Genomic DNA, 12,953 nt, shown 5'->3' with positions numbered 1-12,953 from the left:
CACCGCCACGATGTCCGGTCTCCGGCCGGCCGTACCCGCTGGGCGGCCGGATCGGCGCCGCGCGGACCAGGCCTGGTCAGGCGTGCGCCGCGCCCGTCCAGGGCGGGCCGGCGAGGAGCTGGCCCTGTGTGAGCAGGGCGTGGAGCTCGTCGATGTGCAGCACTTCGTCGCCGGTGCCGATCGCCCGCACCCCGCCCTCGTCCATCAGGATGATCCGATCGGCGGCCCGCTCCGTGCACAGYCGATGAGCGACGAAGACCACTGGCTCACGCCGTACCCGTCGGTCGCCCGGCGTGCGCTTCCCGCAAAGGAGGAGCGGAAGCTGATTCTGTCGATGTGGATTCGGGCCATCCGACCTTGGCCGGCAGGACCTATTGTCCGCTGCCCCGGCGGCTCACGACGCTGATGTAGCCGAGCGCGGTCGGGCCATGCTCCCTGCATGGCCGATGCAGTGGGGAAGCGCAAGGACGAGGTCAGTGTCGGTGATGCCATCCACGGGCCTGGATCGGCGGCCGTCCAACCCCTGTGTGATGGGGTGCGACAGAACGCAGCCGGCAGCAGAATGYGCCAGCGCCGGACCGCGGAACCCGGCGGCACCCCAGGCGGGTCGGCGTACGAGGCGTACCTGCGGGAGAAGGTCGCGTATAAGGCCGAGCGTCGGGACCGTCACACATACGTGATCACGGCGACGGCCGTGGTGGCCGCCACGTCCGGGATGCTCATGGGCCTGCTGTTTGCAAGCGGGCTACAAGCCCCATTGCCGGCCGCGTTGGTCGTCGGTGGCCTGGTCGCGGTGACGGGGATGCTGGACGGCGCTCGGCGGTTCTATGCGACAGTGCCGGAGATCGAGGGGTGGCGGCGAGCGACGGAGGCGCAACGGCGCACCGCCCGCGTACTCGGGCAGTTGGTGCGGTCGGGTCACGTGGTGCTCCACGACCGTACGGTGCCCGGAGCCACCCTGGTTCTTCACCATCTCGTTATCGGCCCGTCCGGTGTGCAGGTGGTGACCGACCAGGATGGAGGTGGCGAGGTGCGTTACCGCCGCGACGGCGCCTGGTTGGATTCGCTTCCGCTGCGGGGAGTACTCGCCACCACCGCCGCGCTCGCCGCCGAGGTCGCCCACCACCTCTCCGTCCTGTCGCCTCCGCCGGCCGTGGAGCCGATTCTCGTGGCGGTCGACGCCGACGTGCTCTGGCGGGACGGCACCATCGACGGAGTGACCCTCCTGGGGCTGCGTGAGGTCGTGCCCCATGTGTTGCGCCGCAAGCCACGGCTGACTGCCGCACAGGTAGCACAGCTGGCTGAAACTGCGAACCGGCTGTTCCCTCCAGCAACCGGCTCGGCCACCTGCCAACAGCGAGGCTGCCAGGGGTGCAGCTCAACCAACCCAGTCGAGGATCGGACGGGCCAGCCGGCCGGGCTGCACGGCCTGCGTCACTAGGGCCGCTGACCGCCAACCGAACCACCGACGGCATTGTTGCATCGAGCGAAGCCCAGCGATCTTCACCGCGAGTCTTCCTGTCTGGACACCTCACAGAGGCCAAGCAGACGCCGCAAGCGCCGTGCGAGGCCGGACTACGCGGCCACTTGAGCGTCCGGTCGCAGGAAAATTCACAGCCAAGATCGCCAGGCTTGGCTCGATGCAACAGTGCCACATCAACTATGGCGCGTCGCCCGGCGACGAGTACGTCGCCCAGCCCTACCTCTACGTCGGCCCGCCGGCGCCACCGCCGCCCACCGAGGACGGGTTCTGGAACGCGCCCTTCGGGGCGTTCCTCACCTGGGACAAGTCGCACTCCGTCGCCGACGCCGTCGACTTCTTCCGCCGGGGCCGCCGACTCGCCGGTCGCGGGCGGCGGGACTGGGGGCCCGTTTCAAGATCGGCTCTGTCTCACTTTCGGTGGTGACTGCCTAGGGCGCCGTGGCGAACCAGAGCGCATCGTTCAGTATGGCGGAAGTGCACGGAGCCAGCGTAACTCGTGGATAGTCGGCGTGACTTACCGCAAGACATTCCCCATAATATATGTTGCGCAGTTCATAGACCTGGGTGTCGATGACGGTAAAGTCATACTGCCAGTCGAAATCCGACAGAGGACCGTTGGCCTCGCAGTCGTGCTGGACGATGACACTGGGGTTGTGGATGTCTGGCACGAGGCATCTGATGGCCCCGCCATGCCTGATGCGATACAGGCCGGGACTGGCACCAGGAATCAGGTAGAAATTCTGGGCGGCGGTGCCGTTGCAGGTCGTAACCCCGTAGATGACGTTGTCGGTTCCGGTGCTGTTGCGCGGGTCGTCGAGACAGGTATCCACGGTGCGAAAAGTGGCGTGGAGTCTGAAAATACCGCTCGGTGGCCCGGATACCGCCGTGTCGGCGCTCGCCTGGCTGGCGGACGCGATCCCGCCCGCCGTCAGGCACAACGTCGCGGCGGCCAGCAGCGCCAGTCGCCTGGCGCGGCGGCGCCAGCCCCTGCCGTCTATCGGGCCCGCAGGGCCCGCCCCAAGTTCCACGTCAGGTTCTCCTCAGTTATCCAGGGGAATGCTGGACGCCCGCCCGTCGGCGGCGTCGTTCCGCACATCCGCCAGGCGTCCTCTGGGCAGGCGACTCTCATTCATGGGCGGGGTGGGATTCATGAACAAACCCTCCGTGCTATGCCGTGGAAAGGCCGGATGTCGTCCCTTCGACCTGGCCATGCGCTCTGGACGGCCGTCAGCCCTGTCGGCTGCTCCCCGAAACCGCAGGAATGTCAACGCCAAGGCGGAGTTTCACGGAGTGGTTCGGTCGGCGAGCGGGCCACGGCAGCCAAGGTTCGCCGTCAGCGTGCCGCATGACCGGCCGCCGGATGTATACGTCACCTGGCTATATCCACAGGACGGCCGGTCGTCGGCCACATGCATGGCCACCTGGCTACCCAGGCCGCTGGCGGCGTCTGGCAGGCCATCCTGAGCTCGCGGCCTGCGATGGCGTCGCGCGGTTGGCGCAGCCCTCGGAGAACAGCGCCCGCGGCCTGTCCGGCGTCGCGGGCTTCGGCTCGCATCAGGCGCGGTCGGGTTGRCCGGGACGGCGCGGTAGGCGGGCCTACGAGGAGGTGCCGAGGTGTTCGCGGCGGCCGGCTTCGGCCGCGAGTTCGGCGCGGCTGGCGATGCCGAGCTTGGCGAACACGTGCGTCAGGTGCACCTTCACTGTGGCGCGGGCCATGAACAGGCGCCGCGCGATCTCCGGGTTGGACAGCCCCTGTGCGACCAGCCGCACGACGTCGCGCTCGAGCGGTGTGAGGCCGTCCCAGCCTTCGGGAGTGTGCGGCGTGCGGTGTGCGGGGGTGCGGTTGGCTGCGGTGGCCGCCGCGGCCAGCGACGCGTCCGCGCCTGCGGCCCTGGCCTCGGCGAGCGTCGCCGCTACAGCGTCGTCCCCCAGCCGGTCCCGCACGGTCCGCTCGCCGGCCTCGTGGTCCRCCTGGTCTACGGGACGGCGGCACCATCCGATCTCGTCCCACACGGCCGCGGCGGCGGCGAGCAGGCGTGCCGCCGCGGCGTCCTCCCGGCGCGCGGCGTGGACGCTGGCCAGCKCTTCGAGCGAGTCGGCGGCGTCGGGCCGGTAGCCGGCCTCCACGCGCAGGACCAGAGCCCGTCGCAGCAGCGCCGCCGCCTGGTTCAGGTCGCCGCGGGCCTGGGCGATGCGGCCGGCGATGTGGTCGGCGAGGGCCTGCTGCCAGAGGTTGCCGCAGGCGGCGCCCTCCCGGCGGGCGGCGGCGACATCGTCCGCGGCGTCGTCCGGGCCGACCAGCCGCAGGCGGGCGTCCGCGCGCAGCAGCAGGCACCAGGCCTGCACCGACGGTGCCGGCTGCGCCGCGAGATCAGCCAACGTCGCGTCCAGCAGGCGCTGCGCCCGGGCCGGGTCGCCGGCGCCCAGCACCAGCTCGGCCAGGTGCGCCCGCACGTACGCCACCTGCCCAGACAGGCCCTGCTCGGCGATCATCGCCACCCGCGCCGCGAGCCGTTCACGGCCAGCCGCCCAGTCGCCGCGGGCCTGTGGGGTGCAACTGGACGGTCAGGGGCGCTGAGCTGGTCGAACAGCACATCAAGGATCATGACGGCATGGTGTCGACGGTCGATGCAACAGGCCCCCTGCGACGAGTCCCGGGAGGGCCCTGCCGCTCATCCACAGCCGGGGAATTCGGATCAGTAATGAAAAGGCGCTGCCGAAGAGCGGTACGTCGCTGGGACTGGCCGGTGGCGTCGAGGCGCACCACTATGTAGGCAAATGACGACACCCCCGGGTTGGTACCCAGATCCGAGCAACCCGTCGCTGCGCCGCTGGTCGGACGGCCGGGTGTGGAGTGCCGCCCAGGAAGCACCGACCACGCAGGCCGGCCCGCGCTTCGGCCAGCCCGCGAGCTACCCACCGCCACCGGGGCACCCCRCACCGGGCCATCCCGCGTATGGCTACCCGCCCGCCAGGTTCCTGCCGGGCGCGCCGACGAGCCCGGTGCTTCCCTGGGCGATCGCGTGCACACCCGTCATCGGCGTCGTGGTAGTGATCGCCGCCGTGGCCTCCCACAACATCGTGTTCGTCGCGATCAGCCCGTTCCTCGGAGTCCTGGCCGGCTGGCTGGCCTCCCTGGCTCTCGGGGTCGTCGACACCCGCCAGCTTCAAGCGGCCGGCTGGGCCCCGGCGCCCTGGGTCTGGGCACTCCTCGGGCCCTGGCTCTACCTGCTAATGCGCGCCCTGCGCCGTCGAGGTTTGGTCCCCAAGCCAGGTTGGACGCAACTCGTCGTCGCCGCGGTGCTCTGGGTTATGGCGTGGAACGCGGCGGCCATCGTGGCGGAGACCGCCCTCACCCGGATCAGCCACAACCACCACGCCCAAGCCTCCGTCGAGCGGTGACCGAACGAGCGTTCTACCCCTCTTAATCCGCGGCATTGGGTTCGAGCCCCTGGCGGCCGGATGTCCGCTAAACGAGGCTGGTGGTGCGATGGGCGATTCTGATATCGGCCCCATCCAGTTTGGACGGGACATGTCAGGGGAAGTAAAGGGCCGGCCTCCTGTGGCGGTCGCGGCGGACTGCCGCGGCACAGGTGGATCGCCGCCGCTGTGATCGGCGGTATGAGTTCTGGGACATGGACCAATGGGGGGCACTGGGGCACCTCGAACACAACCGCCAAACGTGCGGGTCACGCCGGGTGGTGCCGCCGATTCTTTGGGTCGCCAAGGCGGTGCTGTGGACGAGATGGATCGGGTGTTCGCGGCCGGTGGCGTCGTGGGCCGGCTGATGGCCGACATGGACTGGTCCGCGACGGCGCTTGGTCCGGTGCGCGAATGGTGCCCCACTCTGCGCACGGCCGTCAGCATATGCCTCGAGTCCCGGTTCGCGTTGGAGGTCCTCTGGGGAAAGGATTTTTCCCAGGTCTACAACGACGCGCTCATTACCCACATTGGTCAAAAACACCCGTGTCTCGGTGTTCCGTTCCGGGAGGCATTTCCGGAACTTGAGGACGACTATGTTCCGATGCTGGACCGGGTGCTGGCCGGCAACGGCGCCACCTGGTCGAAGGACTGTCTTCTCCTGCTCAACCGGCACGGATTTCTGGAGGAGTGTTACTTCACCTTCTCCTTCGGTCCCATCCGCCGGCACCCCGGCGCCGACGTCGTCGGAGTGCTGACCGCGACGCAGGAGACCACCCGGCAGGTACTCGGCACGCGCCGGCTGTCCTGCCTGCGCGATCTCGCCAGCACCACGGCAAGCAGACGGAGCCCGGGGGRGGCCTTCGCCGAGGCCGCGCAGGTCCTCGGCCGATACCCGGCGGACATTCCCTACTGCCTGATCGCGGTGYCCGACCCGGGGACCCCGCGGGCGATGACCGTCGCCGCGAGCAGCGGACTGGCCCCGGCGTCGCAGGCCGTCGACCATCCTGGCGGCCTCGACCTCGGCGCCGTCCCCGAGCTCATGGACCCCTTGGCGACCGGTCGGACCGCGGTCGTCAGCCAGGTCCTGGAACGTCTCTCACTGCGCCGGACCTCCGCGGCCCCGCCGTCGGAGTCGGCGATCGTCATCCCGCTCATGGAGGGAGGTGGCGCCCCACAGCTCGGGTTGCTCGTCACCGGAATCAGCGACCGACTGCCGGTGGACGACGACTACCGCACCTTCCTCACCCTCGCGGCAACCCAGATCACAGCCGCGACGACCATCGCCCGTGCCGCCGAGCTGGAGCGGACGATGGCCTCCGACGCCCGCCACCGCGCCCTGCATGACGCCCTGACGGAGCTGCCCAACAGAGCGGCGATCTTCGAGCGGCTCGGCCAGCTGATCACCGAGTCGCGCCATGAGCGTGCGCCGGTCGGATTCCTCTTCATCGATCTCGACGGGTTCAAGAGTGTGAACGACACCCTCGGCCATCAGGCCGGCGACGACCTGCTTCGCGAGGTCGCCGCGCTGCTGCGGCGGGTGGTCCGTCCCGACGACACCGTCGCCCGCCTCGCCGGTGACGAGTTCGCCGTGCTCTGCAGGAACGTCACGTCCAGCGCGGCGGTCGAAGCCATCGCCGACCGGATCATCACCGGCGTCGCGGCGCTCMGGAGCAGCGGCAGACAGGGCATCACGGTGACCGCCAGCATCGGCATCGCAACGACCGGACCGATGGCCTCCAACGCCGATGAACTCGTGCGTGYGGCCGACACGGCCATGTACAGCGCCAAACGGCACGGCCGAGGCCGCTGGCAGCACTACGACGACTCCATGTCGATCAACCTCGCCCGCCCGCGCATCACACCTGAGCCGCGGTGACCGCGGTGGCGACGATCAACGTGCTCGCTCAGCGCCTAGTAGCTGGCCAGGAAGTGCTGAACTTCCGGGGCGGCGAACTGGGCGCCGTACCCTGCGTTGAGGACAAGGCAGGCGACGGCGACGTCCCGGGCTGGGTCGAAGGCCACGAACCAGCTGTTGGGCTGCCCCTGGTTGTCGACGTCCGCGGTCCCCGTCTTGGCGTAGACGGTCGGGCCGAACCCGAGCCCGGCGGCCRTGCCCTCGGTGACCACATCGCGCATCATGGTCTTCAGCTGCGCGTCGACGCTGGCGGGCAGGGGCGTCGCGGCGATCTGCGAGGCTCCGGGCAGCAGGATGGGCTGCTTGAAGGTCCCGGCCGCGACGGTGGCCGCGACTGAGGCGATCGCGAGCGGAGACGCGGTGATGTGGCCCTGGCCGAACATGTTCTGGGCCAGCTCGGAGCCGCTCGCGCTTGGCGACTGCTTGTAGTAGGTGGCGGGTTCGCCGAGGCCGATGTCCCAGGGCTGGTTGAGGCCGAAGTACTCCTTGGCCACCGAGGCGAGGCGGCCGTCGCTCTCCTGCTGCCACCACTGGCTGAACGCGTTGTTGCAGGACTGGGCGAAGTCGTAGGAGAAAGGCGTCGACGCCGGCTCGGACTCGTCCTTGTCGTTGTGGTAGCTGATGCCCTGCACCGTGTAGACGGCTGGGCAGGCGACCGGGGTGCTCGCGGTGAGGACCCCGTGGGTGATCAGCGCCGCGGCCGAGATGATCTTAGCGGTCGAGCCTGGTGCCACCGCGGCGGTGAGCGCGAAGTCGTTGTAGCCGGCGTTGTTGGCGATAGCCAGGATCTGGCCGGTGGACGGCTGGATGGCGACGATCGAACTTTGCGGGTGCTCCGCGACGGCGCTGCGCGCGGCCTGCTCCGCCTTGGGGTTGATGGTAGTGGCMAGAGTGGCGTCGACCGGCGCGGTGATTGCTGCCTGGGTGCCCTTGACCGGTGTGCCGTCGGCGGACTGGATCTCGACGGCGAGTCCCGGTTGCCCCAGGTCCTTGGGTGGGCTGTCCTTCAGTACTCCCGCGATCGTGTTCAGGCCCGGGTCCTGATACGAGGTGAGGCTGTTGCCGCTGGAGTCGAGGACGGATGTCGCCTTCGGCGCCACCGGGACGGCGGCGAGGTGGGTGGTCGCGGTGAGGTTCGGCGCGAGGTTGGCAGGTGCCCACGCGATGGACCACGCTGGCGAGTCCGGCTTCTGGTAGGCGACCAGCGACGAGTGGTAGCTCCAGGAACCACTGATCGTCCCGGTGCCTGCCGCGGCCGCGACCAGGGCGTTCACCGCGATGGTGACCTTGACCCGCGGCGTCGACGGGGACTCGGGCGGCGCGCTGTCTGTAGGCACACTGCCGGTCAGCTGTGTGGCGCCGGTGGGCGAGCCGCTCAGCGTCCCGAGATGGAGGCCCGCACGGTACGCGGCGAGCGCCGCCTCGGCGGCCTGCGGGCTGTCGGTGTAGCTGGCCGCCAACCCGAGGCTGCCGGCCCCCCACGCATTCAGGAACGCGGTGGTGATCTGCTCGCCGTCCTGCTCGGGGGAGGCCCCCGTCGGCACGAACCCGACGACGGGATGGCTCTTCTTGCCTGGCGCGACCACGCTCACGATGGTCGCGGTGACGCCGACCAGGAGGACCACGGCCACGGTCGTCACGAGCGTGATGAACTTCCGCGACCTGCGGCTTCGGTGGCGCCTGACCGGGCGAGGCGCGTCCTGCCACTCGCGCCTCGTGTCCGAGGGGGGCGGGTTCTGCCCCTCGGACGCCGTGTCGTACTCCGCGTCGTCGTACTCAGCGTCCGGGTCGGCTGAGTTCTCCGACTCGTACCCCCTGTCTGCCCATGAACGGTTTTCGGCCGGATCCGGCGTCCACGGGTCCATGCCGCGCACGCTACGGGTGGCGATTCATGCCGTCAAAGGCAGACACGAGAGCTATCTGATGGCCGACACGGGGCGTGGCAGCTCAACGCTCACCGCCGCCGCGGGACCGTTCCGTCGACGGTGTTTCCCGGGTCCGCGAACGGGCGGGTCGGCGGAACAAGCGGGTGGGACAGCCACCCTGTCTCTGCTACCGTGGTCGGCATGAAGCGCGCCGCTGTGACGACGACGCCGGAGTGTGTCCCGGCGCGCTGACAGTTGTCGTAATGCGAAGCCCCGGGGCGAGTGCCCCGGGGCTTCTGCTTGTGGTCACTCGCCCGCGATCCGCGAGGAGACCACCATGCATGACCACCGCAAGCTCGGCCGTGAGCTGGGCCTGTTCGGCACCGATCCGTTGATCGGCGCGGGGCTGCCGTACTGGCTGCCCGACGGCGCGACCGTACGGCACACCTTGGAGGAGTACATCCGCGACCAGGAGCGGCGGGCGGGCTACCGGCACGTGTACTCACCGGTGCTTGGCAAGCGGGAGTTGTACGAGATTTCCGGGCACTGGTCGCACTACAGCGAGGACATGTTCCCGCCCATGGATCTGGGAGGTGAGCAGGTCGTCCTACGGCCGAGTCTGTGCCCACATCACGCGGTGATCTACCGTTCCAGTTCCCACAGCTACCGCGAGCTGCCTCTGCGGATCGCCGAGCTGGGCGGCATGTACCGCTCGGAGCTGTCGGGCGTACTTGGCGGCCTGACCCGCGTGCGGGCCATCCAGCTCAACGACGCGCACATCTTCTGCACCCTGGAACAGGTCGCCGACGAAGCATGCGCGGCGCTGGAGATGATCCGCCGGGCGTACCAGGCGTTGGGCATCGTTGCGACCCGCTACCGGCTCTCCCTCCCGGGCCCAGGCGGCAAGTACGTCGCGGCGCCCGAGCTGTGGCGGCGCTCCACCGCGCTGCTGGCTGAGGTCCTGGATCGCGTCGGACTGCGCTACGAGGCCGCTGAGGGAGAGGCTGCCTTCTACGGACCGAAGATCGACGTCCAGGTCACCGACAGCGCCGGCAGGGAGTCCACCCTGTCCACCGTCCAGGTCGACTTCCACCAGCCCGAGCGGTTCGACCTGCACTACGTCGGCGCGGACGGTGCCAAGCACCGGCCGGTCATGGTCCACCGCAGCGTCATCGGCAGCGTGGAACGGGCGATCGCGCATCTCGTCGAGCAGCACGGCGGGGCGTTCCCCGCCTGGCTCGCCCCCACCCAGCTGGTGATTCTCCCGATCTCCGAGGCCGAGGCGCCGAACGCCTCGGCCCTGGCCAGACGCTGCCTCGACCTGGGGCTGCGCGCCGAGGTCGCCGGCCCGGAACGTGGCAGTCTGGGCGCGCGCATCCGGGAGGCTCGCCTGGTCCCCTACCAGGGGGTCGTCGGCGCCAAGGAAGCCGCCGACGGCCAGATGGCCCTGCGCCTGCGCGACGGACGCCGCCTCGGCCCGTGGTCCGCCGACGACGTCCTCACCCGTATCCACGCTCTCGTCCAAGCCCACCACACCGACCTGTGGGGCCCCGACGCCTCATGACAGCAGGTAACGCGGTGAGCATCTGCGGCGTCCCGCGGCTGGCCGAAACCAGGTTGCGCGACCGGCTCGTGGTCAAATGGTGTATATGTCTGCCATCTGTCGACCCCGGATCGCGCGCTGGATGATGCTCCTGTCGCTGCTGGTCGGCGCGCCGTTGGCGGTGGCATGCGGCCCGGACGGCGAGGCATCGTCGGTGCCGCCGACATCTCTCTCCCCGTCGGCTTCGGGCTTCCCGTCGGCTTCGGGTGGCCCGGGATTCCCAACGGACACGCCGAGTTCGCCGCGGACCACGGAGCCCGGCTCGACGGCTCAGCCGTCTGCGTCCCAGCCTGTCCCGCCGTCGCCAAGCGGTGTGCCGGTCCTGCGGCCGGGCGCGACCGGACCGGAGATCGAGCTACTGCAGCATCAGCTGTCGGCGGCCGGCTACTGGCTGGGAACCGCGGACGGGACGTTCGGGCAGCTCACCCAGCAGGCGGTGCTCGCCGTGCAGAAGGCCGCGGGAATAGAGCTGGACGGGATGGTCGGCCCGGCCACCCGAGCCGCGATCGACCGCGGCACACGGCCAGCGGGACGCAGCACGCAGGGTCTGGTCCTGGAGGTGGACAAGGGCAGGCAGTTGCTGATGGTCGTGCGCGACGGCCAGGTGGAGACCATCTTCAACACCTCCAGCGGCACGGAGGAGATCTACTACCACGACGGTGTCCAGTACCTGGCCGACACCCCGCCGGGTACCTGGCACATCTACCGGCAGGTGGACGGGGTCGACCACGGCAGCCTCGGCGACCTCTACCGGCCGAAGTACTTCCACACCGACGGCATCGCCATCCACGGCTATGCGTCGGTGCCGGCCCGGGCGGCCTCCCACGGCTGTATCCGGGTGACCAACGCGGCGATGGACTGGTTCTGGTCCTCCGCCAATGCCGCGATCGGCACGACCGTCCTGGTCTACTGACGGTTTCGGAAACGCGCCTCGCGCGGCCCGCCCGGCGTCCCCCGGCGTAGGCCACATCATGATCATGCTTCCACGAACCGGAGCCTAGGCGGGGCCGGGCCCGGCCACAGACTCACCGTTCCCGCTCGCAGGGTGAGACCGGCCAGGTGACCCATCGCCGCTCCCGTCCGGGAGTCGCGCGACCGGGTCTGGCCGGGTCGGGCCCCGCTGCTGGGTCGACGGCCGATCTTGGCATGTCCGGCGCCGGGCGGAACGGGCGACGGTGGCGGCGAGCACGATGGCCGCGGCGACGGCGTAGGAGCTGACCCGCAGCGTCCAGGCGTCGCCGGGCAGGTCGGTGAACAGCGAGATGTACAGGGAATGGCCGGCGGCCGCCACGGCGAGCCATTCCGGCCTGCCGGCGACGACGGCGAGGACGGCCAGCAGGACGCCGTACCAGGGCTGGGCCGGCGTGGCGGTCAGGAAGGCGGCGCCGACGAGCCACAGCGCGGCCCGTTCGACCGGCACGCGATCCGGGTCGGCCCGCAGCACCGCGACGGTGACCGTGGCGAGAACGCCGGCCGCGACGGCCTTGGCTGCGCTGCCGTGCAGGCCGAGCCCGGCGAGCAGCAGGAACCGGCTGCCCTGGTCGTATCCCTCGACGTTGAGGTACTGCGGGAGGAAGCCGAGGACGCCCGTTCCCACCGCCAGGACGTGGGGGAGGTAGCTCAACCCGACGACCGCGCCGGCCGCGCACAGCAGGCTGACGGGCCGGAGGCGGCGGCCGCGCCCCACCAGCGCGGGCAGCAGCAGCACCGGGTAGAGCTTGACCGCCACGGCCGCGCCGAGCAGCGCGCCCGCCAGCCACGCCCGCCGCCGGGGCAGCGGCGCGGGCGCGGAGGACGGCGTGGCCGCGGACGGTGCCGCGTCCTCCCGGGACCCACTCGAGGTCAGGACGGCGATGGCGCCGAGCGCGAGCAGCGCGCCGAGGACATCGACGTGCGCGTCGGAGCCGATGTCGACGCCGGCGAGCGGCGTCAGCGCGTAGAAGGCGGCGAGGCGCGGGTCCCGGCCCCGCGCCGCCAGCATCGCCATGAGGAGGCCGACCAGGGCCAGCGAGGTGAGCGACGCATAGAGCTGCAGCTTGTGCTCGCGTGGGGGCCCGGGCAGGACGTGGACCGCGGTGAAGTAGGCCTGCGCCACCGGCGGGTAGATGGTGTGCGCCCGGGGGTAGTTCAGCCGGGTGCAGTGCGGGCGGGGGTGGTCGGCGGTGCAGCCGGCCGAGTCGGGGAACAGCCAGCCGTCCCGGACTCCGGTGAGCTCGGGGTCGAGCGGACCGTAGCGGTAGGGGTCGATGCCGGCGGCCTGCACCCTGCCGTCCCAGGCGTAGCGGTAGAGATCGTCGGACAGCCGCGGGCCGTGCGTGAGGGCCACGGTGGGGATCGCGACGGTGGCGGCGAGCAGCAGGACAAGCGCGAGCCGGCGGGGCGCGGCCAGCACGAGCAGGGTGGCCGTGATCAGAGCGAGCGCCCACCACAGCATCGTCAGGTACAGCAGGGCGGGACGGCTGACCAGGTAGCCCGGCTGGCGCAGCACGACCACCTGGACGGCGAACAGGCCCGCGAGCCCGACGCCGGCCCCGACCAGCGCCGCCGAGCGCCGCCCGCGCCACGGCCCCGACCGCGTCGCCGGCGGCGCGGGAACGCGCTGGCTCTGGGAGGTGGTGACGGCGGTCGGCATGTAGCGAGCGTGGCAGCCAATCCGGGCGCCGC

The 12,953-nt window shown here is 70.6% G+C and carries 11 protein-coding genes; 6 read left to right on the top strand and 5 right to left on the bottom strand.

Going from position 1 to position 12,953, the window contains the following annotated elements:
- Nucleotides 1-76 precede the first annotated feature (76 nt).
- Nucleotides 77-262 carry a hypothetical protein gene (locus BCD49_RS26855; RefSeq protein ID WP_007507823.1) on the bottom strand — a complete coding sequence of 62 codons (186 nt, stop codon included), beginning with the start codon at nt 260-262 and terminating at the stop codon, nt 77-79.
- Nucleotides 263-562: 300 nt separating this feature from the next.
- Here BCD49_RS26855 and BCD49_RS26850 point away from each other — a divergent pair, with 300 nt between their 5' ends.
- Nucleotides 563-1,441, top strand: coding sequence for a hypothetical protein (locus tag BCD49_RS26850; protein WP_071042032.1), 879 nt, complete (start codon nt 563-565; stop codon nt 1,439-1,441).
- 199 nt (nt 1,442-1,640) lie between these two features.
- Complete coding sequence (locus tag BCD49_RS26845; RefSeq protein WP_007507825.1) at nt 1,641-1,907, top strand: hypothetical protein; 267 nt, start codon at nt 1,641-1,643, stop codon at nt 1,905-1,907.
- 4 nt (nt 1,908-1,911) lie between these two features.
- Here the strand turns inward: BCD49_RS26845 and BCD49_RS26840 are convergent, their stop codons facing one another.
- Together BCD49_RS26840 and BCD49_RS45285 are read right to left on the bottom strand one after the other, a co-directional pair.
- Entirely contained in the window at nt 1,912-2,511 is a 600-nt protein-coding gene (locus BCD49_RS26840) for an RICIN domain-containing protein (protein ID WP_007507826.1), read from the bottom strand.
- Nucleotides 2,512-3,079: 568 nt separating this feature from the next.
- A complete protein-coding gene (locus tag BCD49_RS45285; RefSeq protein WP_241832406.1) occupies nt 3,080-3,976 on the bottom strand; it encodes a helix-turn-helix transcriptional regulator in 897 nt (298 codons plus the stop codon).
- A 285-nt stretch (nt 3,977-4,261) separates the two neighbouring features.
- On the opposite strand from BCD49_RS45285, the gene BCD49_RS45940 reads away from it, so the two are divergent.
- Entirely contained in the window at nt 4,262-4,885 is a 624-nt protein-coding gene (locus BCD49_RS45940; RefSeq protein WP_083401717.1) for a DUF2510 domain-containing protein, read from the top strand.
- Nucleotides 4,886-5,228: 343 nt separating this feature from the next.
- Nucleotides 5,229-6,782 (top strand): GGDEF domain-containing protein, encoded by a 1,554-nt coding sequence (locus BCD49_RS26825; RefSeq protein ID WP_071042039.1) that lies wholly within the window; start codon nt 5,229-5,231, stop codon nt 6,780-6,782.
- Nucleotides 6,783-6,817: 35 nt separating this feature from the next.
- Here the strand turns inward: BCD49_RS26825 and BCD49_RS26820 are convergent, their stop codons facing one another.
- Nucleotides 6,818-8,461 (bottom strand): penicillin-binding transpeptidase domain-containing protein, encoded by a 1,644-nt coding sequence (locus BCD49_RS26820; RefSeq protein ID WP_241832403.1) that lies wholly within the window; start codon nt 8,459-8,461, stop codon nt 6,818-6,820.
- A 544-nt stretch (nt 8,462-9,005) separates the two neighbouring features.
- Here BCD49_RS26820 and thrS point away from each other — a divergent pair.
- Both thrS and BCD49_RS26810 read left to right on the top strand, forming a co-directional pair.
- The gene (gene thrS, locus BCD49_RS26815) at nt 9,006-10,250 is read left to right on the top strand and encodes a threonine--tRNA ligase (protein ID WP_269799870.1); all 1,245 of its coding nucleotides are present in this window, start codon (nt 9,006-9,008) and stop codon (nt 10,248-10,250) included.
- A 352-nt stretch (nt 10,251-10,602) separates the two neighbouring features.
- Nucleotides 10,603-11,202 (top strand): L,D-transpeptidase family protein, encoded by a 600-nt coding sequence (locus BCD49_RS26810; RefSeq protein WP_232794227.1) that lies wholly within the window; start codon nt 10,603-10,605, stop codon nt 11,200-11,202.
- Nucleotides 11,203-11,286: 84 nt separating this feature from the next.
- Here the strand turns inward: BCD49_RS26810 and BCD49_RS26805 are convergent, their stop codons facing one another.
- On the bottom strand, nt 11,287-12,921 hold the full coding sequence (locus BCD49_RS26805; protein ID WP_007507835.1) for a glycosyltransferase 87 family protein: 1,635 nt from the start codon (nt 12,919-12,921) through the stop codon (nt 11,287-11,289).
- Nucleotides 12,922-12,953 lie beyond the last annotated feature (32 nt).

Origin of the sequence: Pseudofrankia sp. EUN1h (assembly GCF_001854645.1) — a bacterium.
GTDB lineage: Bacteria > Actinomycetota > Actinomycetes > Frankiales > Frankiaceae > Pseudofrankia > Pseudofrankia saprophytica.
This window is presented reverse-complemented; position numbering and strand designations above follow the sequence as displayed.

What these genes read in the sequence shown, in the direction of transcription:
- BCD49_RS26845 (WP_007507825.1), top strand. Translation starts at nt 1,641, where the DNA reads ATGCAACAGTGCCACATCAACTATGGCGCGTCGCCCGGCGACGAGTAC.
- BCD49_RS26805 (WP_007507835.1), bottom strand. Translation starts at nt 12,921, where the DNA reads ATGCCGACCGCCGTCACCACCTCCCAGAGCCAGCGCGTTCCCGCGCCG.